This window comes from Ornithinibacillus xuwenensis (genome assembly GCF_039614845.1).
Classification (GTDB): Bacteria; Bacillota; Bacilli; order Bacillales; family Amphibacillaceae; genus Ornithinibacillus; species Ornithinibacillus xuwenensis.
In genome coordinates, this window is record NZ_JBDIML010000002.1 from 453168 (window position 1) to 477508 (window position 24341).

General features: G+C 37.2%; 21 protein-coding genes. 13 read left to right on the forward strand and 8 right to left on the reverse strand.

All coding sequences use genetic code 11. The annotated features are described in order from the left end of the window. Positions 1-18 precede the first annotated feature (18 nt). On the forward strand, positions 19-495 hold the full coding sequence (locus tag ABC228_RS08125) for a ribonuclease FAU-1 family protein (protein ID WP_345824611.1): 477 nt from the start codon (positions 19-21) through the stop codon (positions 493-495). Positions 496-755: 260 nt separating this feature from the next. On the opposite strand, the gene ABC228_RS08130 is transcribed toward ABC228_RS08125, so the two are convergent. The 6 genes from ABC228_RS08130 to ABC228_RS08155 are packed head-to-tail and all read right to left on the reverse strand — an operon-like array spanning position 756 to position 5672. Next, positions 756-1982: an ABC transporter permease gene (locus tag ABC228_RS08130; RefSeq protein ID WP_345824612.1), complete on the reverse strand. Its 1227-nt coding sequence runs from the start codon at positions 1980-1982 to the stop codon at positions 756-758. Continuing rightward, positions 1975-2907 carry an ABC transporter ATP-binding protein gene (locus tag ABC228_RS08135; RefSeq protein WP_345824613.1) on the reverse strand — a complete coding sequence of 311 codons (933 nt, stop codon included), beginning with the start codon at positions 2905-2907 and terminating at the stop codon, positions 1975-1977. Before ABC228_RS08135 ends, ABC228_RS08130 begins: the two co-directional genes overlap by 8 nt. Positions 2908-2931: 24 nt before the next feature. Next, positions 2932-3792 carry an ATP-binding cassette domain-containing protein gene (locus tag ABC228_RS08140; RefSeq protein ID WP_345824614.1) on the reverse strand — a complete coding sequence of 287 codons (861 nt, stop codon included), beginning with the start codon at positions 3790-3792 and terminating at the stop codon, positions 2932-2934. Between the two features lies 1 nt (position 3793). Then, a complete protein-coding gene (locus ABC228_RS08145; protein ID WP_345824616.1) occupies positions 3794-4195 on the reverse strand; it encodes a GntR family transcriptional regulator in 402 nt (133 codons plus the stop codon). A 16-nt stretch (positions 4196-4211) separates the two neighbouring features. Then, positions 4212-4934, reverse strand: a complete 723-nt coding sequence (locus tag ABC228_RS08150; RefSeq protein ID WP_345824617.1) for a hypothetical protein — start codon at positions 4932-4934, stop codon at positions 4212-4214. Between the two features lie 12 nt (positions 4935-4946). Beyond that, entirely contained in the window at positions 4947-5672 is a 726-nt protein-coding gene (locus ABC228_RS08155) for a hypothetical protein (protein WP_345824618.1), read from the reverse strand. A 342-nt stretch (positions 5673-6014) separates the two neighbouring features. Between ABC228_RS08155 and ABC228_RS08160 the strand changes: the two genes are divergently transcribed. The 9 genes from ABC228_RS08160 (at position 6015) to ABC228_RS08200 (ending at position 17283) form a co-directional block, all read left to right on the forward strand. Continuing rightward, positions 6015-6521, forward strand: a complete 507-nt coding sequence (locus ABC228_RS08160; protein ID WP_345824619.1) for a DoxX family protein — start codon at positions 6015-6017, stop codon at positions 6519-6521. A gap of 143 nt (positions 6522-6664) precedes the next feature. Beyond that, the gene (locus ABC228_RS08165) at positions 6665-7261 is read left to right on the forward strand and encodes a superoxide dismutase family protein (RefSeq protein WP_345824620.1); all 597 of its coding nucleotides are present in this window, start codon (positions 6665-6667) and stop codon (positions 7259-7261) included. A gap of 214 nt (positions 7262-7475) precedes the next feature. Next, entirely contained in the window at positions 7476-8225 is a 750-nt protein-coding gene (locus tag ABC228_RS08170; protein ID WP_345824621.1) for a DeoR/GlpR family DNA-binding transcription regulator, read from the forward strand. A gap of 19 nt (positions 8226-8244) precedes the next feature. Further along, the gene (locus tag ABC228_RS08175) at positions 8245-9543 is read left to right on the forward strand and encodes a four-carbon acid sugar kinase family protein (RefSeq protein ID WP_345824622.1); all 1299 of its coding nucleotides are present in this window, start codon (positions 8245-8247) and stop codon (positions 9541-9543) included. Beyond that, entirely contained in the window at positions 9540-10556 is a 1017-nt protein-coding gene (gene pdxA, locus ABC228_RS08180) for a 4-hydroxythreonine-4-phosphate dehydrogenase PdxA (RefSeq protein WP_345824623.1), read from the forward strand. The genes ABC228_RS08175 and pdxA overlap by 4 nt, the downstream gene beginning before the upstream one ends. Positions 10557-10663: 107 nt before the next feature. Continuing rightward, positions 10664-12064, forward strand: coding sequence for a GntP family permease (locus ABC228_RS08185; protein ID WP_345824624.1), 1401 nt, complete (start codon positions 10664-10666; stop codon positions 12062-12064). Positions 12065-12350: 286 nt separating this feature from the next. Next, positions 12351-12428: a hypothetical protein gene (locus tag ABC228_RS08190; RefSeq protein ID WP_345824850.1), complete on the forward strand. Its 78-nt coding sequence runs from the start codon at positions 12351-12353 to the stop codon at positions 12426-12428. 322 nt (positions 12429-12750) lie between these two features. Beyond that, positions 12751-13947 carry an MFS transporter gene (locus tag ABC228_RS08195; protein ID WP_345824625.1) on the forward strand — a complete coding sequence of 399 codons (1197 nt, stop codon included), beginning with the start codon at positions 12751-12753 and terminating at the stop codon, positions 13945-13947. Between the two features lie 165 nt (positions 13948-14112). Further along, the gene (locus ABC228_RS08200; RefSeq protein ID WP_345824626.1) at positions 14113-17283 is read left to right on the forward strand and encodes a DEAD/DEAH box helicase; all 3171 of its coding nucleotides are present in this window, start codon (positions 14113-14115) and stop codon (positions 17281-17283) included. A 23-nt stretch (positions 17284-17306) separates the two neighbouring features. Here ABC228_RS08200 and ABC228_RS08205 read toward each other — a convergent pair whose 3' ends face one another. Both ABC228_RS08205 and ABC228_RS08210 read right to left on the reverse strand, forming a co-directional pair. Next, positions 17307-18599, reverse strand: a complete 1293-nt coding sequence (locus ABC228_RS08205) for a hypothetical protein (RefSeq protein ID WP_345824628.1) — start codon at positions 18597-18599, stop codon at positions 17307-17309. A 261-nt stretch (positions 18600-18860) separates the two neighbouring features. Beyond that, a complete protein-coding gene (locus tag ABC228_RS08210; RefSeq protein WP_345824629.1) occupies positions 18861-20480 on the reverse strand; it encodes a long-chain fatty acid--CoA ligase in 1620 nt (539 codons plus the stop codon). Positions 20481-20700: 220 nt separating this feature from the next. Between ABC228_RS08210 and ABC228_RS08215 the strand changes: the two genes are divergently transcribed. The 3 genes from ABC228_RS08215 to ABC228_RS08225 all read left to right on the forward strand — a co-directional run bounded on the left by ABC228_RS08215 (position 20701) and on the right by ABC228_RS08225 (position 24287). Continuing rightward, complete coding sequence (locus ABC228_RS08215) at positions 20701-21654, forward strand: TAXI family TRAP transporter solute-binding subunit (protein ID WP_345824631.1); 954 nt, start codon at positions 20701-20703, stop codon at positions 21652-21654. Between the two features lie 100 nt (positions 21655-21754). Continuing rightward, positions 21755-22285: a DUF1850 domain-containing protein gene (locus ABC228_RS08220; protein ID WP_345824632.1), complete on the forward strand. Its 531-nt coding sequence runs from the start codon at positions 21755-21757 to the stop codon at positions 22283-22285. Continuing rightward, positions 22278-24287: a TRAP transporter permease gene (locus tag ABC228_RS08225; RefSeq protein WP_345824633.1), complete on the forward strand. Its 2010-nt coding sequence runs from the start codon at positions 22278-22280 to the stop codon at positions 24285-24287. Before ABC228_RS08220 ends, ABC228_RS08225 begins: the two co-directional genes overlap by 8 nt. The last annotated feature ends 54 nt before the right edge of the window (positions 24288-24341 follow it).

Genomic DNA, 24341 nt, shown 5'->3' on the forward strand with positions numbered 1-24341 from the left:
TGCAGGGAATTGCAGAATATGCTGTATAATAATGCAAGAGAGATTACACGTCTGGCTACTACTGTGCTGAATCAAGTAGGAGATGTATCCGATACATTAACAATAAATTATGGAAATATCTCAGTATGTATATTAAATCATCACTATTCATGGCTTCAACAATTGCCGGATAAAAAGCATTTTGCTATTACAACAATATTTGATGATAAGGGGAAAGTAGTTCAGTGGTATATTGATATTTGCTATCAAAATGGTGTGGAAAATGGTGTTCCATTCCTAGATGATTTATATTTAGATGTTGTCGTGTTGCCTACAGGGGAAATCATTCTTCTAGATGAGGATGAACTAGAAGATGCGCTTTTGTCGGGTGATATCGATAGAAATCTGTATGATGTAGCCTGGAATGAAGCAAAGGCTATAATGATGGCTATTGAAGAAGAAAACTTTGAACTTCTACATTATGCAAGCGAGCATAGGCTTCTTTTACAGGAGTAATCATTTTGCAGGTGCTGGGAATATTCTTTTCGTAAATTATCCGAATAATGATGAAACAAATACGATATGAAATGATAGCTGAAGTCGTAGGGGATATAGATGAACGAGGATTTTTCAAGACCAAAGCGTTTTCGAGCAGTTTTAGGTCAAACATTTCGGATGAGTAAAGATATAGGAAAGGTACCGCCCCCCAGAAGTTAGATTATTAACTCTAATTTCTGTGATGCGATACCAAATCATTTCCTAAAGAGCCCTTTTAATTAGGAGCGAATCCACTTCCAAATTTCACCTGGAGTGGCGTTTTTCCCATACATTAATATACCTACTTTAAAGATTTTTCCTGCTAGCTTCATAAATAAGAAGATGCTAATTATTAATACGACAAGTGCAATAATGATCTCTATCCATGGCCATTCCTCAAGGGTTGTTAAGCGCATGATAAGTACCCCTGGCGAAGTAAATGGAATATAAGATCCAACTTTGGCAATTATTCCATTTGGATCATTAAGAACTGGGCTGATTAAAATAAAGGATAGGAACGGAAGCATCATAACCATTCCTTGGAAATTACCACTGGTGCTCATATCTGCGAGTGTAGCACCAATACCTACAAAGATAGATGCAAATAATAAGTAACCAAGAACAGCAATTAATACTAATAATAATGTTTCTGGAACAAATAGATACTCTAGTACAGGTTCATCTATTTTTGTTACGGCAAATGGTACAACAAACGCAAGAAGCACCGCTACTTGAATGATACCAAGAACAAAATAGCCGATAATTTTACCTTGCATTAACTCCCCTGGTGTTACGGATGATAAAATAATTTCAGCAATTTTATCTTTCTTTTCTTGGGAGGCACTTTGGAAAATCATCATACCAGTAACAACGATTGCGAATAAGATAACGCCTGCAAAAAGACCAGGTACTAGTTTTTCCATTGGATTTTCTGTTACAACAGATTCTTCTTCCCCTGCATGATAATCCTCGGCAGATGTCTCATCAAATACGACATCACCAGAGATAACTGCTATTTCTTCCTCGGTAAGATCCAATTGAGAAATTCTAAATTGTTGCAAAGGTCCAGCTAACAGCTGCACATTTGCGCTGAAATCAGAATCAATTTCATCTGTCGTATAGACCGGAATGGTACCATTCTCAAATGCTTGATTGTTAATAAAAATGTAAGCAGCATTCTCCCCATTTTCCAATTCAGCATCTATCTCGTTTTCAGCTAAATCCGTTTGATGTAATATCCAATTCAGGTCAAATTGATCAACCGTTTCCTGTAAGGAGTCATAAACACCTATTTCATCATTTACAAAGACAGTTGTTTCGGTTGGTTCTTCTGAATCGTCGAATAACGTACCTAATAATGAAAATCCTAGAATTAAAATCGGGGTAAGGAATAGCCCGATAACAAAGGACTTGTTCTTGAGATTTCGTCTTATTTCCCATTTTGCTACTTTCATGGAATTACGCATGTAAATCACCTGCTTCCTGAATTAAATTCTTGTTTGTTGCAATATCAATGAAGATTTCATGTAATGAGATACGATTTATCTTTAATTCATGAATTTGAACGGTTTCAGGTAATGTTTTTAGCCAAGAATTAGGCTCTACGTCTTTGTCTAAAAAAAGAATCGAAGTGTCATCTTTTTGCTCCACTCGTTGAACTTGCGGGATGTTTTCCAAGACAGCTAGGCTATTTCTTCCGTGAATTGTACATTTGAAATTCGCATACTTTGTTTTGACATCATTCATCGTTCCGTAGATTACCTTCTGGCCGTTTTGAATCATAAATAATCGGTCACACATTTCTTCAACAAGATTCATTTGGTGCGAGGATAGCAGAATTGCTGTTCCTTTATCTGCTAAACTACGAATCTCATCCTTAAATAATTCCTGACTAACAGGGTCTAGGCCAGAGAAAGGCTCATCTAAGATTAATAGCTCAGGCTCATGTAGGATAGAGCCAATAAATTGTACCTTCTGTCCCATCCCCTTCGATAGCTCATCGATTGCTACTTTTTCTTTTCCTTCTAAATCAAACTTTTTTAAATACATGAGAATGCGCTCTTTTGCTTTATCTAATGGATAATCCTTTAAGTCTGCTAAATATAGTAAAATATCCATTACTTTTACGTTTTTGTATAATCCTCGTTCTTCAGGTAAATACCCGATTTTATTTCTAGGAATTTCATTTCCCTGATGGTTGTGGAATGTAATCGAACCATTGTCTGGATACATGATTCCCATAATGTTTCGAATCGTCGTGGACTTACCTGCACCATTTGGACCCAGGATAGCCATAATTTCACCTTTCCGAACTTCAAATGAAATTCCTTTTAAAGCTTGTTTGTCTTTGAAGGATTTCTCTAGTCCTTCAACCGTTAGCATAACTTCCATTTGGATGAATCCTCCTATAATTGTTTATTTTTTATTGCTACGTAATAAAAGGGTAATAATTTCTTCCATTTCCAGAGAATTACGATTGGTCCAATTCACGTTATTTTCATTTAAATAGATTTCCGTATCCTCTGGTTTATCTGAAATTAGAACATTCCTCTCACGCCAAACCTCACCGTTAATGTAATCCTTCGGTAGGTCATCACTTAACCAATAGCGTGCATATTGCTCAGTTAAATCCTCTTTTTCAAAATGACCAATTTCATTCCCATTATGTAGTACGTATATATAATCGGAAAGTTTCTTAATATCGTCAATTTGATGGCTGGCAATTAAGATGGATCTGTCTCCTGGCTCCATCCAATCTACTAATATGTCGATTAGTAGGTTCTTAGAAGGTATATCCATAAAAGCTGTTGGCTCATCCAATAATAATAAAGGCGCATTCCTAGGTATTGTAAGTGCTAATGTTAGCTTTTGCTGCACGCCCTGTGATAGCTTACCATATTTTTTATGAAGAGGAATATCAAATAACGCTACCATTCTATTGAATAAAACATCATCCCAATTTGGATATAAGGGTGAAATGAGCTTCTTCAGCATGTTACCGGTAAAATGATTCCAACCAATTACTGTTTGCGGTTGGTAGGCAACGAGCTGTTTCCAATTCTCATTATCACCATGGACAAAGGTATTATTTATTTTTATATTACCCATTTTAGGCTGTGCAAGATTCATAATCAACTTTAGTAATGTACTTTTCCCAGAGCCGTTGTTTCCGACTAATGCAGTGATGGTACCACTGTTAATCGTTAGATTTATTGGTCCAAGATGAAAGTCATCTATGTTTTTCTCTAATTGTGAAATATCAAGTAGTGGCCACATATTAACTATCTCCTTTCTCCTTCTTATGTCTGTTCAAGATTTCATGAAATATGGATTCGACTTGAGCAAGACTGTAATCGTAATTGATGGCGGTTTCGATTGCATTTTCCATAATCTTATAGACAGAAGACACTTTTACTTCTTGTTTCAATCCTTCAGCAATTTCGGCTACAAATGTTCCTTTACCTTGAAGTGTTTTAATGAAGCCTTGAACTTCTAAATCTTGATAGGCTCTTCTTGTAGTAATAATACTTATTTCAAGGTCCTTTGATAACGATCGTATGGATGGTAGAGGAGTTCCTGCCGCTAAATGTCCACCCGCAATCAGTGCTTTTAACTGATTCACGATTTGATGATAAATTGGCTCCCTAGAATCCTTGGAAAGCCGGATTGGAAGTTCCAAAGCCTACACTCCTTTCTTAGAGATAATCCATTTGCTTCATTACTTTAGCCATTTTTGATCTCCAGTAATTAAACCCTATAACTGCTACGACAATGGAGACAATGATGGAAAGCAAGGGCCACTTTGTTGCCAAAATTATTGTCCACCCAACAACACCATGCTTGAAAAAGTAAGGAAAGAATAAAATGAGTAGAATAATAATCGCAAGAACAAGTATTGATAGTAGAAACGTAAGCCTGGTAGATGTGATCCTCGTACCAATGTCGATGGCAGGTGCCATAAATCCCACATAGATACCAAAAGCTATCCAAATAATAGCAAACGCAATGTAAGCATCTAATGTCATTGCTTTCTGCAAGCCAGGACTAAATACATATAACGTGATAAACGTATATAACTGAAATGGTATGGATAAAAGCATATACACGATCAGTGATTTCAGAACGATTACCTGTTTCTTTAGTGGAAGATATAATCCCATCATGGCCCCAGGAGCTGCCCATAAACTCCCACTTATTTGTTGATATTGAAAAGCTTTTGGTCGAAACCAAGTAGGGCTAAATAAAAATAGTAGTAAGAAAAAAATATCTAGGCCGACAAATTGCTCCTCCGTCACATTAAACCCTTGTACAAAAAGTAACGTAAACAATGAATAATACAAGAATAGAAAAATAAAACTAACCCAGGACAATTTCAGCTCGAATTTCGCAAGCCAAATAGCTTGTTTGAAAACCTGCATGTCCATCCCCCCTTAAGCATGATGTATAAGTATGGCTTTACGCATTTTTCTTATCCAGAAAAAATAGCCGATTGCTCCAATGAAAATGGATAGAACAATTGATAAGACTGGCCACTGTTCAGCTAAGACGAAAGACCAATATACAATTCCGTTATCAAAAAACACATGTACAAACGTTAAACCCATCAATAAAACCGGAGCTAACATAATTACAATAATTGTGATTCCATAATTGGTTGCGATAAAACCCTTTATTCCAATACTTATCCTAGGAATAATCAAGCCGCAACAGATGGAATAGCTTAGCCAAATCGTGCATAAGGCTACAAAGGATCCAATTGAAAGTATATCGTGTAATGAAGTAGCTAGGTATAGGGCAATTAGCAAGATCAAATGAATCGGGAAGGAATAGAAAAAATGTACAAACAATCTACTTTTGATAATCGTCTCATGGTGAATAGGAAGTTGTTTTTGCATCATAACAATTGGAGCTGCCATAAAGCCTTCCTGCAAAACCTCTATCTCAAACCCTTTTGCCTTTGGCACTAGTGGTTGGATAGCAAATAAAGTAATAAATAGGAAATCATAAAGTGTCGTACCATTCTCCATGTATGATGAAAAGTGGATTATTAGGTTTGCTAAAAAGATAGCAGCAACCAAATAAGTCATGATCATTGTTACGTAAGATCTTCTTATCTCATAAGCTGCCAATCGAACAGCTTCATTCCCCCTTTTCATAATAGCCCTCCTTATATAGTGTTATACTGTATATGTCAATATACACAGTATATGTTTTATGGAAAAACATGTCAAGGATAAATTTGGAAGGGTTCATTAAAGGTAGGTGTTATGCGTAAAACTAATGCATTATTTGAGATGTGAAGAGAGGATAACAAGAATCGCTTAAGCAGGTATTCACAATTCCGCCACAAACTAAATCTATTTGTGAAATAATGAACAAAAACTATTTACGATTATTAAATCACATGTTATTATCTAAGTGTAATAAGAAATACATTTACAATATATTGTGAAATGATGAACAAACTAAAAAAACATAAATTAAGGAGATGGATTTCCATGATGGACTTCATTCGTCATAATAAAGTTGCAGCAGGTATCTTAGCGATAATTCGTATTTATATTGGGTATGCATGGGTTACAGCAGGGATTGGTAAATTAACAGGTGGTGGTTTTGATGCAAGTGGATTTATCCAAGGTGCTATTGCTAGTGCAGGTGGAGAACATCCAGCAGTTCAAGGCTGGTGGGCAGCATTCTTAGAAGCAGTTGCTCTACCAAACGCAAATCTATTTAGCTTCATGGTAATGTGGGGAGAAATATTAGTTGGTATCGCGCTAATATTAGGTATATTCACCAATTTTGCAGCATTAATGGGTGTTACAATGAACTTCGCATTCTTGTTTAGTGGAACAGTGAGCACCAATGCCCAAATGGTATTACTAACAGTCTTCCTTATCGTTGCAGGATTCAATGCTGGTAGATATGGCTTGGATAGATGGGTTATGCCATTTCTTAAAAACCATACTCCAAAAGGAAAACATACGAAAAAAATGGCAGTTGCATAACGAAAGCAATAACAATCGAACTGGTCTCAGTCATACCTGAGACCAGTTCTTTATGAAAACCACTTATATGATTCCCCATGTTTATCCTTTCCCTTTCATGTAAACAATGAAATTGATTACATCTAGTAATGGAGGGAATAGATATGAAAAAAAAGTGGTTAATGGCAGTAATGCTAATTACGTTCTTCTTAAGTGCATGCGGAGCGGCTGATAGTGAGGATGAAAGTGAGAAACGTAATGGCGAAGAAAACCCTAGTGTGGAAACAAATGGTATGCTAAGGGAATCAACTGAATCCTTATTAGTAACCATGACTGATACAGATGGAGAAAAAATAGGCGAAGCTAAACTTGTACAAAAATCAGGTGGAGTTGAGGTTTCTTTAGAAGCAACAGATCTTCCTCCGGGGACCCATGGCTTTCACATTCATGAAAAGGGCTTATGCGAAACACCTACATTTGAATCAGCCGGTAGTCATTTTAATCCAACAAATGCAAAGCATGGTTTTAATCACCCAGAAGGGCCACACGCAGGAGATCTACCAAATATAGAAGTAAAAGAGGATGGGACAGTTTCAACTACTGTCCTCGCAGAAATGGTGACATTAGAAACTGGAAAAGAAAATTCACTTTTAGGAGAAAATGGTACAGCTCTAATGATTCACTCTAAAGCTGACGACTATAAATCGCAACCTTCTGGTGATGCAGGAGATCGTATTGCATGTGGTGTAATAGCTGAATAATTGGCACAGAAAAGACCTTATCATGTATGAGGTCTTTTTTCTTTGGCATCCTAATGGATAGTTTAAAGGGTAAAACACGGATTGTTTTGTTAAAAATGAACATTATTTGAAAAAAGTTAACATTTATTATTGACATTTTTGTGATAAAGTAACATAATAAACATTGTAAATAACAAAATATGTTTGAAATTAACATGTAAAAGGGACTGATGTTATGCAACCATCAGAACGGAGAAATTGGGTTTTAGAGAAGATTCAGGTAGAGGGTAAGGTCGAAATTGACCAACTGGCAACTGAATTAGATGTATCACCAATGACGATTCGTAGAGACCTTGATCAATTAGAAGAAGAAGGTCATGTGATACGTATACATGGTGGTGCTGTTGGAGCAAAGCCGCTTATTACTGAAACCCCTTTCTTAACAAAGGAAAGTCGCTACATTGAGCAAAAGAGATTTATAGCAAATAAAGCACTATCCTTAGTTCAAGAGGGTCAAACCATTCTATTAGACTCGGGTACAACGACTTTAGAGCTTGCAAAACTACTTAAAGGAAAAAGCAATCTAACGATTATTACAAATGATATCAAAATTGCTGCAGAGCTAGTTGATAGTAAGTTGAAAGTAATTGTTACTGGGGGAGAATTACAGAACGACGTAGGTGCTCTATTTGGGCCACAAACCCATAGCTTCTTAAAACAAATTCATGTTGATTTGTTCTTCTTAGGAGCGCATGCTATTGACATGGAGGCTGGTATTACGTCACCAGCATTTGAAAAATCCTTAGTGAAGCAATTGATGATTAGAGCAGCAGAAAGCACTTGGCTCATTGCAGATTCAAGTAAAATCAATGAGCGAGCATTCTCGAAGGTTTGTGATTTAAAAGACCTAACTGGATTTATTACAGACGATAATCTCTCAGATAAAGCAAGGAATACGTTACAAGACATAATCGAAATATTGTAATTGGAAGAGGTGACACATCATGAAGGTTGGAGTTGTTGCAGACGATTTAACAGGTGCAAATGCAACTGGTGTCCGACTAAGTAAGCAAGGATTCACTTCCGCAACCGTTGTATTTAATGACAACATTCCTGATATGGAAGAATTAAATGCGGTTTGTATTGATACAGATTCACGCTATGCCTCAGATCATATTGTTGTGAATAGAGTGAAAAATGCAACGCGCAAATTCCGTGACTGGGGTGCTAAAGTAATATGTAAGCGAATTGATAGCACTGTACGAGGGAAAATTGGACTTGAAATTGATACGGTTTTAGAGGAAGTTGGCGAAACCAGCGTTGCAATTGTTGTGGCATCATTCCCTGATTCCGGAAGGGTTTGCTCTGGTGGCTATTTATTAGTAGAGGGAATACCGGTTCAAGAGACTGATGTTGCGAAGGATCCTGTAATGCCAATCACAAAATCCTATGTTCCTTCCATTATAGAGGAACAAAGTAAATTTGAAGTTGGGCATATCGGGTTAGACAAAGTTCTTTCTGATATGAAAAAAATGAAAGTAGCAATTGAGGAGCAAATTAACCAAGGTAAGCGAATCATTGTTGTGGATGCCGTAACGGATGAAGATATTGAAGAAATTGCAGAAGCGATGGCGCTTATCCAGAATATTAGCCTAGTTCCGGTGGATCCAGGTCCGCTAACAGCAGCTTACTCCAAGGCATTTACACACCAACGAACAGAACAAAGTAAAGTAATTGTTACGGTTGGAAGTGTCACTAGTTTATCTGGTCACCAGCTTCGTTATCTGAAAGATAAGACGAACTCAACACCGGTTTATGTTTCGGCTGAAAAGCTAGCAACAATGAAAGATAGCTGGGAAGAAGAGGTAGACCGGGCGATTAATGTTGCACTGGAAAGAATTAAGGAAGATGATGTTCTCATTATTACAACCCATAAAGAGGGTAATGGACTTATTGACTTTAAAACAATTGCAGCTCGTGAAAATACAACACAAGATGCTCTTGCCAAGCGTATAACAGATGGTCTTGCCAAAATTACAAGACTTCTCATTGAACAAACCGATTACCCCATACAGGGGTGCTTCACAAGTGGTGGGGATGTTACGGCTTCACTATGCGCCTTAAGTATGGCATCTGGCATAAAGTTAGAAGACGAGGTTTTACCACTAGCAGCATATGGAACCTTAATTGGAGGACATTTCCCAGGTTTACCGATTGTTACAAAAGGCGGTATGGTAGGGGATAAAAAATCTATCTATGCAAGTGTAAAATATCTAAAAACAAAAAGGAGTGCAGCAAGATGACAAACGTAAGAGAGAGAATTGCAATCCCAATGGGTGATCCAGCAGGAATTGGTCCTGAAATAACAGCGAAAGCATTAGCAAATAAAGAAATATATGACATGTGTATGCCGCTTGTTGTTGGGGATGCAGCTGTATTTTCAAAAGCAATTGAAATAGTAGAAAAAGATTTGAAAGTAAATGTTATTTCTTCACCAGAAGAAGGATTATATGCGTATGGAACTGTTGATTTAATTGATTTGAATAACGTTGATATAAACGAATTAGAATATGGTGTTGTTCAAGCGCAATGTGGAAAAGCAGCATTTGAATATATTGAAACATCTGTAAACCTAGCAAAAGATGGTAAAGTAAAAGCTTTAGCTACAACGCCAATTAATAAAGAATCGCTCAAAGCAGCAGGAGTTCCTTATATTGGACACACGGAGATGCTTGAATCACTAACAAATACAAAAGATCCACTAACAATGTTTGAAGTTCGCAACATGCGTATTTTCTTCCTAACTCGTCACTTATCATTAAAAGATGCTATTGCACAAATGACAAAAGAACGTGTTCGTGACTACTTAAATCGCGTGGATAAAGCAATGCAACGACTAGGACTAGAAGATCGCAAAATTGCAGTAGCAGGTTTAAACCCGCATAGTGGAGAAGGTGGCCTATTTGGAATGGAAGAGGTAGAAGAAATCCGTCCTGGTATTGAAGCCGCTATTGAGGATGGAATCGATGCGCTAGGACCAGTTCCTGCTGATTCAGTATTCCACCATGCACTAAATGGAAAATTTGATGCAGTATTATCTCTATATCATGATCAAGGACATATTGCTGCTAAAATGACAGATTTCCATAGAACAATTTCTATTACAAATGGTTTGCCGTTCTTAAGAACATCTGTTGACCATGGTACTGCATTTGATATCGCTGGTAAGAACATCGCATCTAGTGTCAGCATGGAAGAATGTATTAAACTAGCTGCACAATATGCACCTCGTTTCACTGCAGAAACAATGGAATAATCATAAATAGTTAGATAGGCAAATATACAAAAACTGAGGATGCCTCGTCATCCTCAGTTAAATAAAAAAATTGGTTGAAAGCCATTACATCAAGAGGGTGAAAACAAATGGAAGTTTCAGGAACACAAATGATTATTGGATTAGTATTAGGTATTGGATTATTGATATTCTTCGTATTAAAAACAAAAATTCATGCATTTATTGCTTTGTTAATTGCGGCATCTGTGACAGGTATTGTTGGCGGAATGAAGCCGACCGATGTTGTAACCGCTATTACAGGTGGATTTGGAAACACGTTAGCATCAATCGGTATTATTATCGGTTTAGGTGTTATGATGGGACGTATTTTAGAAGTATCTGGAGCAGCTGAAAAGCTTGCATACACATTAGTTAAAAAGCTAGGTAAACGTAAAGAAGAATGGGCAATGGCTGTAGCTGGTTATATTGTTGCTATCCCGATCTTTGTTGACTCAGCATTCGTTATTCTTCAACCTTTAGTGAAAGCACTATCAAGGAGAACTGGTAAATCTGTTATTGCTCTAGGTGTAGCATTAGCTGTTGGTTTAGCAGCAACTCACCACGCTGTACCACCAACTCCGGGTCCATTAGGTGTTGCAGGAATCTTTGGAGCAGATGTTGGACTAATGATTATTGCAGGACTAGGTTTCTCAATTCCAATCATAATTGTTGGTGTACTATATGCAAAATGGATTGGGAAGCGAATCAATCAAGTACCAGAAGAAAATGGCGATGGATTTGTTCGATTAGATGAAGAACAAGTTTATAAAGAATTCTTAAATGAAGTAGATGAAAGAGAGAAAAACCTTCCATCATTCATGAAGGCAATTATGCCAATCTTATTACCGATCATTCTAATCTTCTTAAACACGACACTTGGTGCATTGAACAATGCAGGAGTGCTAACAATGAATGACACCGTATTATCGTATGTTCAATTCTTTGGTAACCCTGTAATTGCGGTTGCACTTGGTTTGATTGTAGCTATCTATACATTGGCAAATAACTTACGCCAATCTGAGGCATTAGATCGTATGGAAGAAGGAATTAAAACTGCTGGTATCATCTTGCTAGTAACAGGTGCTGGTGGTGCATTAGGTAACGTATTACGTGTAAGTGGAACTGGTGATTTTATTGCAGAACAAATTGCTACATGGTCAATTCCTGCAATATTAGTACCTTTCTTCATTGCAACCTTCGTACGTTTAGTACAAGGTAGTGGTACAGTTGCAATGATTACAGCAGCATCAATTTCAGCACCAATCGTTGCGACACTTGATGTAAACTTAGTTCTAGCTGCACAAGCTGCTGCATTAGGTGCCATGATATTCTCTTACTTTAATGACAGCTTATTCTGGGTAGTAAACAGAATGCTTGGAATTAAAAACGTAAAAGAACAAATTCTAGTTTGGTCTGTTCCAACAACAATTGCATGGGCAGTATCACTAGTAATGTTAGTATTAGCTGATTTTGTAGTAGGAATGTTTTAATTTGAATAGAAGAGCTCTGATGATGAATCAGAGCTCTTTTTTTATGTGGAATGGGAAAGCTGGGGAAAGGCTGAAGATCGTGCAGAAGGCTAAAATTCAAAACAAAAGGCTAAAGAAAGCGCAAAAAAAGCAAAAGTTAATGAAAAACCTTATCGAAAACACGAATATACGTTCGTGTTTTTGGTAAGACTATGTTATAATCGAGGACAAGATAATGTTCTTTTAGGGAGGTCGGCTAACCCTTTAAAAAATATGGGGGGTGATGCCTTTGAGGATATACGAAGTCATGATGGTACTAGGAAATTTCGGTACGCTCTTGCTTTCGCTACTCGCGTTGATCATATCCATGATCAATAGAAATTAAAATAGACCTTCCTATTAGCCCTAACAAGTCTATAGGAAAGGTCTATCCAGCTTTATAAGACCGATCCCCCTGGGGGAACCGCTTATCACCTGAGTCCAGCTACAACTGGACTCTCTTTTACATAAGTATATTATACCATAGATGGTGTATTGGTTATACATTTTTATCTCTATTTTGGCATGTCGAATTATCTAGAAAGCATTAATATGAACGATGTTTCACCTTAACCTATAGCTAAATTTAACAAATCCTTTTATCCCATTCCAATTCCGAGGAGACTCCTGTATAATATATTTCGAGTATCGAAGGAAGGGAGACTACTATGGACGCGCAACTGCAAGTACAACAAGCTGAACAAATGCGTGAAAAGATATGGACACGAGACTTTGTGCTAATATGCTTAGCCAATTTTTTTATATTTTTCGGATTCCAAATGTCTTTGCCAACACTACCATTGTTTGTTAAAGAATTGGGTGGAAGTGATCAATTGGTAGGGGTGATCGTTGGAATCTTTACGTTTTCTGCATTAATTATGCGCCCGTATTCTGGCCATGCGTTAGAAACAAAAGGAAGACAATTCGTTTATATGACCGGTTTAGCAATCTTTGTGATTTCAATGGGTTCTTATGCGTTTATCGCAAGTATTGGTTTATTATTACTAATGAGGGTTGTTCAAGGGATTGGCTGGGGATTATCTACTACTGCTACTGGGACAATTGCGACAGATATTGTTCCTGCAAGTCGTCGCGGAGAAGGATTAGGCTACTTCGGGCTGTCTGGGAATATCGCACTTGCATTCGGTCCTGGATTAGGATTGGCGCTTGTAGGTGAGATTTCATTTACTTATTTATTTTTAATTTGTTCCGCATGTGGGCTAGTAGCATTTTTATTGTCTTCTAAGGTTCAGTATAAAAAAGTAGAACAAATGCCGGATAAAGCAGCTGCGCCTAAATTTGATATCTTTGAAAAAACAGCGCTTCAGCCTTCCATTTTGGTATTATTTATAACATTCACATTTGGTGGGATTGCAACGTTTTTACCATTACATGCAATTGAGAAAAATGTTGCTGGCATCGAAACTTATTTTCTAGTTTATGCAGTATTTCTATTAATCTCTCGTACCTTCGCAGGAAAGATATATGATAAAAAAGGTCATTTATACGTATTCCTACCAGGTACGGTTATGATTTTTGTCGCGATGCTCCTGTTGTCATGGCTACCCAATACATTTATATTGTTATTTGCTGCAGGACTGTATGGTTTAGGCTTTGGAAGTGTGCAGCCGGCCTTGCAAGCTTGGTCAGTCGAAAAAGCTGCTGCTAATCGAAAGGGTATGGCAAATGCAACATTCTTTTCATGCTTTGATTTAGGTATTGGATTAGGGGCGTTGATTTTTGGTCAAATCGCCTTTCTATTTAACTATAGTATGATTTATGTAACAGGTGCAGGATCAATACTCATTTCCATGATGGTTTATATAGTTTTAATAATGAGAACGAAAAAAGTACAACAAACTTAAGGCTTAAGCGAAGTAACCCAGCTGGTTGCTTCGTTTTTTATTGTAAGAAAGGTATATTCTAGTATCATTTATCCAATGCTAATAACAGATTATTAGGTTTAAAAAACAAGATTTCTCATATACAATAGAAGAAAAAGCGTAGTGAAAAAGGCAGGTTAATAGAATTTGAAGAAACTTAGTGATATAAATATCCAAAAGCTCTTCCCACCTTTAATCTATAAACGTGGTTTAGAATATTATAACAACGGTAGTGTAACGGATTTAGCATATGATATCAATTACAACGTGTGGACAGCGACGGTCCATGGAACGGAAGACTATTTTGTTGAGATCAATATGAAAGATTTTGAAAAAGGCACCGTAGATACATACTGTGATTGTGCAGCATTTGATGCATATGGTTCATGTAAGCATATTGTTGCGACACTAATTGGTATAGTCGAAAAAGATACGCCACAAATTGAAAAGTTTGCTAATTATGACTATGAAATGACTAGTCGTTTTATACGAGCACTAAGCAATGTCGAACAGCCCGCTGAAATAGATGAAATAATGGGACAGAAAAAAACATTACATGTGGAATATATCATGAAATGGTCCTATGATAAGAATCTATTAATTGAATTAAAGGCAGGAGAAAGTCGAGATTATGTTGTAAAGGATGTTCATCAGTTTTTACGTGATGTATTGCAAGGGAACGAACATTTCTTCACCAAAATGTTTTCATATTCCCCCAGCCAACACAATTTATTACCTCAAGATAAGGAGATATTTGAAATTCTCGGATCCATTATAAAAAATGAAAAGATTTATGATGGATACCATTTTTATCATTATCGAGGAAATGTAAGTGATAAGCGATCGATTATTATTCCTCCACTTGTCATCGAACCGCTGCTTGAGAAATTATTAGAGCGTGATTTTGTGGTTGAAGCAGATTCAAGGTCTTATTCTAGCCCATCCATTGAAAAGGGGAGCTTACCATTTCATTTCGCATTAAATAAGAATGAACGGGAAGACCTTTTATTAACTATGCATGAAATTGAGGATAGTGTCTATTTTAAAAATTATGAGCTCGTTTTCTACAATGGGGTGTTTTATTTCCCATTAAAAGAACAAATACCAATTATCGAGCTTGTTAGCCAATTTGGTAAGGTTGACCAACAGCTTCCGATTTCTAAGAAGCAGGCAGATGCCTTTTTATCTGAAGTATTACCTTCACTAAAAAAAGTGGGCAATGTGGAAATTTCGGAGACGGTATCCTCTGAAATCATTCAAGTACCTTTACGTGCAAAGCTGTACTTAGAAGCGAAAGGTGACTGGATTGTTGGAAGGCTTGAATACCAGTACGGAGAACAGATAATAGATCCATTTAGTGGAAGAGAAGAGCATGATGTCATTATCATTCGAGAGGTCGAAAAAGAGAAGCGAATTATGCAGTTAATTGAACATGCAAATTTTCATTATAATGGAAGAGAATTATTTATTGATGCAGACGAAGAAGAATTGTATGAGTTTCTTTACAAAGTACTACCGGTACTGGATGAATATGTCGAGCTGTTCTTAACCTCTGAGGTTCGTGGCTTTATTATGGAGAATGAACCAATACCAAGAACTAGTGTTCAAATGGAATCTGCAAATAATTTACTAGAGATTGGCTTCGATATCGAAGGCCTAGATGACCTTGAAATTAATAAAATATTAGATGCAGTCATTGAAAAGAAGCGATATTATCGTTTGCAAAGTGGGGAGATGCTCTCCCTCGAAGGAGAAGAGTATGCTTCCATTCAAAACTTCTTTAACGATATGGACATTCAAAAAGCTGACCTTCAGGATGGAAAAATTCATATGCCGGTATATCGTGGAACTCAAATCGATGAGCTAATTGATACGAAGAAACAATATAATCCTGCCTTTCGTCAATTACTTCATCAGCTAAAAGAGCCAGAAGAGCAGCATTATGAATTACCAACTAGTTTGAATGCATCGTTAAGATCCTATCAAATGACGGGATATAATTGGTTTAAATCATTAAGCAACTACCATTTAGGTGGAATTTTAGCGGATGATATGGGACTTGGAAAAACATTGCAGAGTATAGCGTATATAGCGTCTGAGCCTAGTGAATACCCGCATCTTATCGTTGCACCATCTTCGGTGGTATATAATTGGAAGAATGAGTTTGAAAAATTCACTCCATCTCTTACGGTTGCCATTATGACAGGTGCGCCGCAAGAGCGACATGAAAAGTTTAAATTGAATGCACACGCGAATGTATGGATTACATCCTATGCAACATTAAGACAGGATATTGAATTGTACCGAGAATTAAACTTTCAAACATTAATTCTCGATGAGGCCCAGTTTATTAAGAACTATGCTACTAAAACTTCTAAAGCTATTCGAGATATTAAGGCGAGTAGAAGATATGCACTAAGTGGTACACCTATTGAAAATTCAATCGATGAGTTATGGGCAATTTTCCAAGTGGTTTTACCAGGTCTAATGCCAAATCAAAAAGCATTTAAACAGCTTTCTCATGAAAAAATAGCATCTATAACCAGACCGTTTATATTACGTCGATTGAAAAAAGACGTGTTAAAGGAGCTACCGGAAAAGATTGAAACGGTTAGTGTTTCTGAATTAACCGATCAGCAGAAGGAATTATATGTGGGTTATTTAAGGCAGGTCCAACAAGAAGCAGTCCAGTCGATAAAGGAAAGTGGATTTCAGAATAATCGCATGAAAATCCTTGCTGGATTAACACGTCTAAGGCAAATATGCTGCCATCCATCTTTATTTATTGAGAATTACCAAGGAAAGTCAGGTAAGCTAGATTTATTGATGGAAAATGTAAATACTGCGATTGCCAATGGAAAAAGAATGTTAATCTTCTCGCAGTTTACGAGTATGCATGAAATCATTATGGAAAAGCTTCAGGATGAAGGGATAGACTATTTCTATTTAAGTGGTCAAACCCCATCTAATGAACGTGTCGAGATGAGTGAACGATTCAATAATGGTGAGAAAAATGTGTTTTTAATTTCGCTTAAGGCGGGCGGAACTGGTTTGAATTTAACAGGAGCAGATACAGTTATCCTATATGACTTATGGTGGAATCCGGCGGTTGAGGATCAAGCAACAGGTCGTGCACACCGTTTTGGCCAGAAAAACGTCGTGCAAGTTATTCGTCTCATTACGGAAGGAACGATTGAAGAGAAAATATATGAGTTGCAGCAAAAGAAACGAGAGCTTATCGACAAAGTGATTCAGCCTGGAGAGACAATGCTAAATAGTCTTAGTGAGGACGATGTCCGAGAGCTATTAAATATATAAAAAGGTGCCCAGTGGGCACCTTTTTACATATTTATTTGAAATAGTTTTCTCGGTCGTCCTTTAATATATGGCTTTTCTTCTCCAACAATCTTAATAACATTTCCGGTTAATAGCTTGTTTACGGTCCTTTCAGCACTTCTTTTGGTTACTCGATAGTAGTTAGCAATATCATTTGATGAAAAAGGTTCGTTGTTACGAAGCTGTACAAAGTCAATAAAATTGTAGGATAATTCATTGTTTAGCTTTGCCTTATGAATGAGTGCTTGATACAGTCTCGATGTATCAAAATGCTTTTTCACTCCAAGAGGTCCAATGGTTTCCTGCCGATCATTGACAATGTAACAGCTGCTGTTTTCTGTTCGGAGGCATGCATCCAATGCATACTTTGCATGATCTTCAGCCTGCTTTGCGGTTAAGCCTAATCCAAAACCAATTTCAATTGCTGTGTCTAATGCACTTTCAATCTCTTTAATGAGAGGGAAATCTCGATAATGATTGGTGATATGATCAAGGACTCCTCGTGTACCAAAAATCACGTACTGGTTATCGTTATTGGTGAGGACAGATGCATAGGTTTTGTGTCCAAACTTCAGCAATACCTGATAAAGCTTAATATGGAGTTCACGTAAGTGTAAATCACCTTTTTCTTCCTTAATCTTTTCCCAGTTTTTAATTCGCACATAACCAGCAACGATTTGAGCGCTTTTACTCATGTTTAAAATGGCAATTGATTTACATTTTTCAATGGCCTTATCAATATTTATCTTTGGTAAAACCATTTGATAGGTTGGCACACCTTTTTCATGTAAACAATCTTCTACTTCTTTTAATGAAGTAAGGACGTAATCAATCTTTCCATTCTCCCAAAGCTCAAGGTGATGGTTTGTAATTTGCTCAATATCTACATCAGTATCCATCCCATAACTATAAGTATAAATATCGTTTGTATCTAGTTTTAATTCAGCTAAAACTTCATCAACATGTTTGTCCTCAATAACATCAATAGATAAGCGGTTAAGCTTTTGGTGATGGTGATTTTTCAGATGATAAAAGGACGTTAGAATCATAAATTCGTCGAAAGAAACTTGTACGGATGGCAATCGTTTCTTTTTGATCTTGTTCTTGGCATGTAAATATGGAAGAGATTCTAAAAACAAATATACATCACACATAAAAGCTTTTTCGACGAGATGTGCTGCCTCGTTTGCTTTCGTGTAAATAAAAGGAATTGCTTCAATTTCTTCATTGTTCGTAATATAGCTATTAAACCGATCGACTAATTCTCTTCGTCCAAATACGGCAACTTTTATTTTCAACAATCTCTCCTCCTCATAATCAATGTTGATAATTTCACTATTTAAGAGATTATAGCTAAAACGTAAACGATTACTTGTATGTATAGAATATTCTGTCAATTAATTGTATGAGATAGGTTAAATAACGACCTAAAAAGCGACATCTTCGTTAATTTATCTCAGTCTAAAGAATTTTCTAAAAATTGTCAAGTTAATTTGAACTATTTAATTCGCAAATTCATATATGGGAGTCTATAAAGAAATAAGACTCCCATATATTCCTTAACCTTGTGTAGATAATTGGGACTTTATTTGCTCACGTAGCTCTCTCTTCAGGAATTTACCGACTGAGGACTTAGGGATCTCCGTTATGAATAGAACATCATCCGGTAACCACCATTTTGGAAACTGTGGTTTTAAAAATTCCAATAGGTCTTCTTTTGTTAATTTTTCTTCCATTCCCTCATGGAGAACGACACATGCAATAGGGCGTTCCTGCCACTTATCATCAGAAATTGCTACAACACTTGCTTCAAAAACAGCATCATGCGCCATGATAGCGTTTTCAATTTCAACTGAAGAAATCCATTCTCCACCACTTTTAATTAAATCCTTGGTGCGGTCGACTATTTTAATGGTACCCTCTTCATCAACTGTTACAACATCTCCTGTGTGGAACCAACCGTCTTTAAAGGTATCAGCACTTCTATTATCTTTATAATATTCACTTGCAATCCACGGACCTCGAAGTAGTAATTCACCCATCTCTTTACCGTTCCATTCAACTTCTCCATCATCCCCTACAACCTTCATCTGCAGGCCAGGAACCAGAATACCTTGTCTTGCGCGTTCTTTTAGTTTTTCGTCCTTTGATAGATTTTGTTGATAGCTTTTTAATCTAGATAATGTAACAAGTGGAGTTGTCTCGGTAGCGCCATAAGCGTGATAGAATGGTATGTTATGCTTTTCTTCAAAGGCTTTTATTAAGCCAAGTGGTGCTGCAGAACCCCCACATAATACTGCTCTTAAACTAGAGGTATCGTAACTACCTTGCTCTAACTCACGTAATAGACCAAGCCATATAGTAGGCACTCCTGCAGTAATGGTGACTTTGAATCGTTCAATAAATTCTGCTAGGCGCTTTGGAGTAAACCGCGGTCCGGGCAATACTTGCGTTGTACCGAACCATGTACATGCAAATGGTGTACCCCACGCATTTACATGAAATTGTGGAACAACTGGCATTGAAACATCAGATTCGGAAATCGCCGCTGTGTCGGCAAGCCCTAAGGCTAAGCTATGTAACACAATTGCACGATGGGAGTAAACAACACCTTTTGGCTTTCCAGTAGTTGCGGAGGTATAACATAACCCTGCAGCATCATTTTCATCCATATCCGTTTTGAAATGATAGGTTGGATCACCAGTAGAAAGCAGTTCTTCATAAGAGTAGAGTGGTTTTATAGTAGTTTCTGGGAGGTCAGCTTTGTCTGTCATCACAACATAAGCTTCAACAGTCTTTAGATGAGTGTGAATGTGTTCAATGAGTGGTAGAATATCTTCGTCAATAAAAAGGATCTTGTCTTCTGCATGATTAATAATGTATATGATGTCTTCTGGAGATAGTCGAATATTAATCGTATGCAATACAGCCCCCATACCAGGAGCCGCAAAGTATATTTCCAAATGTCTGTGATGATTCCATGCTAGTGTACCGACACGATCACCATGTTGAATCCCCAGTTCGTTTAGTATACTCATTAATCGCCTTGTACGCTGTCCGATTTCTCCATAACGAAGCCGATGAAGTTTATCATGTGTTTGTGAAATGACTTCTTTCTTAGGGAAAAACCTTTCAGCATGTTCCATTAATGAGCCAACAGCTAACGGAACTTGCATCATATTAAATCTCTCCTTCACATATTTGAATTTGCTTGTATCCATAATATCATATTATTTTGATAATTTGTAATAAAATTAAAATTTAAAAATAAGCATATGAAACCGCTTTATTAAAGCTTTTTTGTCGCTCAGGCCCTTTGGAGTTTTAGCAATAGTTTGACATTGATAGGTTTTTAAAAGTAAAATATATCTTAGGAAAAAACAAGGGGGAGATTTTTTTATGAAAAAGAAACGTTATATACTTTCTTTTGCAATGCTTTTAGTATTATCGTTAGCTTTGGCTGCTTGCGGAGGCAGTAAGCAACTTTCCATGCTAACTGGTGGTACAGGTGGTACATACTATCCATTAGGTGGACAGATTGCGGAGATTATTTCAGATGAGACTGGTTTAGAAGTAACGCCGTCTGCTTCTAATGCCTCTGCCGATAATGTTGCAGATTTAGCTGCAGGTGATGCTGATCTGGCATTTACACAAACGGACGTTATGGCTAATGCGGCTGAAGGTATCAATTCATTTGAAGGAAAAGCTGTTGATAATGTTCTAGCGATCGGTTCACTATATCCTGAAACGATTCAAATTGTAACGACAGCTGATTCTGGAATTACATCTGTAGAAGACTTAGAAGGTAAGAAAGTATCTGTTGGTGCTCCAGGTTCTGGTACGTATGTCAATGCTGAGCAAATTCTAGCAGCACACGGGCTTTCAATCGAAGATGATATTGAGGCACAAAATCTAAGCTTTGATGAATCTACTAGTGGTATTCAAGATGGAAATATTGATGCAGCATTCATTACTGCAGGTACTCCAACTGGTAGTGTAGAAGGCTTAGCAGCTACAACTGATATTGCAATTGTTCCAATTGCACAGGATGTAATTGATGAGCTAGTTAAAGAATTTCCTTACTATGCAGCTAATACGATTCCATCTGGAACCTATACTGGTATTGATGGAGAGGTTACAACAGTTGCTGTATTAGCAATGCTAGCTGTATCTGATAGTCTATCTGAAGATGATGTTTATGATATCACAAAAGCATTATATGAAAATACTGGTGAAATTACACATGAAAAAGGTAAAATGATATCAAAGGATTCTGCACTTGATGGAATTGGAATTGATCTACATCCAGGAGCAGAAAAATACTTTAAAGAAGAAGGATTATTGTCCGAATAATTCCAAGTAATATAAACAAAGGAAAGGCCGGCTTTCAGCCTAGTTTAGGCTATGTGGCCGGTCTATCCATTTTTTAATAGCTTTTAGGTGCGTGACAACGATGCAAAGATTTTTGAAACGACGTTTTATTATAAGTATTCTTCTACTGATTGTCCTATCTATAATTCTATTTTTTCCTTTCCGAACTGCTCTGGTGTTTTACCAAGAGAATACCAACCATATTGAAGCATACCTTCCGATTGAAGAAGGGGACTCATTTCAAATTATATTTACACATTCCATTCATTTAACTGATGTTACGGAAATATATGAAGTATTGTCAGATCAATCAATTAAACAAAATGAAATAATTTATGAGCATTATGGGATTGGTATGCCTGCTAATGATACGGAAGGTGGTACATTTGTGTATGAGGATGGGAAGTACCATATTAAAGACATGAATCGAATATTTCCATATATAAATTTACGAAATGGAAAAACTGTTCCAAGGCACCGATTAGTATGGGGGGAGCGAGCGGAGCACATGGTATGGTTTAATGATTATTTTCAGCCAGGTGCTAGATTTACCATCCGGGTTGATAAACTATCATTATGGCAATATTTGAAAGGAGTGAAAATCCATGAGTGAGAATAACAACAAAGAAAAATTGGACCTAACACCAGAAGAGCAAGAAGCATTGATGCAAAAATATGATACAGAGTCAAATACGCGTAATTTAACTGGTATTGCTGCTATTATTGTTCTTGTTCTGTTAGTAGCATTCTCATTATTTCAGTTATACACTGGATATTTCGGAGCATACACGGCTTATATCCAACGTACCATTCATTTAGGCTTCGCCTTAGTACTTATCTTTCTATTATTTCCATCGAAGAAGAAAGGAAACAAGCGAACAATAGCTTGGTATGATTACTTATTAGCAGTAATCGCGTTTGTTGTATGTCTATATTGGCCAGTATTCTATGATACGATCGTCCAGCAGATTGGTGCCATTACAACTGCTCAAATGATTGTTGGTGGACTTGCAATTTTACTAGTATTAGAGGCCACAAGACGTGCAGTTGGACTTCCGATTACAATAATAGCTGGTTTGGCACTGCTGTATGCATTGCTAGGAGCTTATATGCCTGGTATGTTAGCACATAGAGGTTTAAGCCTAAACCAATTAATTAATACGATGTTCTTTACGACAGAAGGTATTTTAGGTACGCCATTGAAGGTTTCCTCTACCTATATATTCTTATTTCTATTATTTGGTGCGTTTCTAGTAAAAACAGGTGTTGGAACGTACTTTAATGACCTAGCAATTGCAATTGCTGGAAGAAGAACAGGTGGACCTGCAAAGGTTGCTATTTTCTCTAGTGCATTAAACGGAACAATATCAGGTAGCTCGGTTGCTAATACTGTAACAACTGGGTCCTATACCATTCCACTAATGAAACGACTTGGATACCGTAAAGAATTTGCGGGTGCTGTTGAAGCTGCATCTTCAACAGGTGGGCAAATTATGCCACCGATTATGGGGGCAGCGGCCTTCTTAATGATAGAATTTGCCGGTGTACCCTACTGGGAAATTGCCAAAGCCGCATTAATTCCAGCAATATTATACTTCTCAGGTATCTGGATTATGACACACTTAGAAGCAAAGAAAACAGGTTTAACTGGACTTCCAGAAAGTGAGATACCACCAAAGAAAGAAGTTCTAAAGAAGATCCATCTTCTTATTCCGATATTTGCAATCGTTGTGCTATTGTTCATGGGCTATAGTATAGAAAGAACTGCACTATTAGGAATTCTATCAGCAATTATTGTCAGTCTCTTCCTAAAAGAAACTCGAATTACGCCTAGAAAATTTGTGGACGCACTCACTTCTGGTGCTCGAACTGCGTTAGGTGTTGCGGCTGCAACTGCTAGTGCAGGTATTATTGTAGGTGTCGTGACAAAAACAGGATTAGGTCTGAAATTGGGTAATGGAATTGTAGATATAGCGGGGGCATTAGCTTCTAACGTAAACATTCAATTATTACTGACGTTATTCTTTACCATGATAGCCTCCATTATTTTAGGGATGGGATCGCCAACTACAGCTAACTATATTATTACGTCAACAATTGCGCTGCCTGCGATTCTCGCATTGAATGAACAACTTGATGTTGCAATACCAGTTTTAGCTGCGCATATGTTTGTATTCTATTTTGGTATTGTTGCAGATATTACACCACCTGTTGCTTTAGCTGCATTTGCGGCTTCTGGAATATCGGGTGGGGAGCCTATACGAACAGGATTCAATGCTTCAAGGCTAGCAATAGCTGCCTTCATTATCCCGTATATGTTTGTGCTCAACCCAGAAATGCTTATGATTGATACGACGATTTGGGGAGTTATCTGGATATTAATTACTGCATTTACCGGTATGATAGCCATTGGTGCTGGCCTCATTGGTTTTTGGTATAAGAGGCTTAATAAGATTGAGCGTGTGATTTCGGTAGCAACGGGTCTATTGTTAATGTACCCTGAAGGACATTCAGATATCATTGGTCTCGCTCTGTTTATTGCAATGCTTGTATACCAGTTTATCTTTAAAGGTGATCGAGGTTCAGGGGCACAGCCGCAAACAGAAGGACAGTAAACTATAAAGAGGTGGGTTCTCTAATCGAGAAACCTGCCTTTTTTATTTTCTCAT

Excerpts from the sequence above, each read along its gene's own strand:
- ABC228_RS08125 (WP_345824611.1), top strand. The coding sequence starts at position 19 with ATGCTGTATAATAATGCAAGAGAGATTACACGTCTGGCTACTACTGTG.
- ABC228_RS08130 (WP_345824612.1), bottom strand. The coding sequence starts at position 1,982 with ATGCGTAATTCCATGAAAGTAGCAAAATGGGAAATAAGACGAAATCTC.
- ABC228_RS08135 (WP_345824613.1), bottom strand. The coding sequence starts at position 2,907 with ATGGAAGTTATGCTAACGGTTGAAGGACTAGAGAAATCCTTCAAAGAC.
- ABC228_RS08140 (WP_345824614.1), bottom strand. The coding sequence starts at position 3,792 with ATGTGGCCACTACTTGATATTTCACAATTAGAGAAAAACATAGATGAC.
- ABC228_RS08150 (WP_345824617.1), bottom strand. The coding sequence starts at position 4,934 with ATGCAGGTTTTCAAACAAGCTATTTGGCTTGCGAAATTCGAGCTGAAA.
- ABC228_RS08155 (WP_345824618.1), bottom strand. The coding sequence starts at position 5,672 with ATGAAAAGGGGGAATGAAGCTGTTCGATTGGCAGCTTATGAGATAAGA.
- ABC228_RS08160 (WP_345824619.1), top strand. The coding sequence starts at position 6,015 with ATGATGGACTTCATTCGTCATAATAAAGTTGCAGCAGGTATCTTAGCG.
- ABC228_RS08165 (WP_345824620.1), top strand. The coding sequence starts at position 6,665 with ATGAAAAAAAAGTGGTTAATGGCAGTAATGCTAATTACGTTCTTCTTA.
- ABC228_RS08170 (WP_345824621.1), top strand. The coding sequence starts at position 7,476 with ATGCAACCATCAGAACGGAGAAATTGGGTTTTAGAGAAGATTCAGGTA.
- ABC228_RS08175 (WP_345824622.1), top strand. The coding sequence starts at position 8,245 with ATGAAGGTTGGAGTTGTTGCAGACGATTTAACAGGTGCAAATGCAACT.
- pdxA (WP_345824623.1), top strand. The coding sequence starts at position 9,540 with ATGACAAACGTAAGAGAGAGAATTGCAATCCCAATGGGTGATCCAGCA.
- ABC228_RS08185 (WP_345824624.1), top strand. The coding sequence starts at position 10,664 with ATGGAAGTTTCAGGAACACAAATGATTATTGGATTAGTATTAGGTATT.
- ABC228_RS08190 (WP_345824850.1), top strand. The coding sequence starts at position 12,351 with ATGATGGTACTAGGAAATTTCGGTACGCTCTTGCTTTCGCTACTCGCG.
- ABC228_RS08195 (WP_345824625.1), top strand. The coding sequence starts at position 12,751 with ATGGACGCGCAACTGCAAGTACAACAAGCTGAACAAATGCGTGAAAAG.
- ABC228_RS08210 (WP_345824629.1), bottom strand. The coding sequence starts at position 20,480 with ATGATGCAAGTTCCGTTAGCTGTTGGCTCATTAATGGAACATGCTGAA.
- ABC228_RS08215 (WP_345824631.1), top strand. The coding sequence starts at position 20,701 with ATGAAAAAGAAACGTTATATACTTTCTTTTGCAATGCTTTTAGTATTA.
- ABC228_RS08220 (WP_345824632.1), top strand. The coding sequence starts at position 21,755 with ATGCAAAGATTTTTGAAACGACGTTTTATTATAAGTATTCTTCTACTG.
- ABC228_RS08225 (WP_345824633.1), top strand. The coding sequence starts at position 22,278 with ATGAGTGAGAATAACAACAAAGAAAAATTGGACCTAACACCAGAAGAG.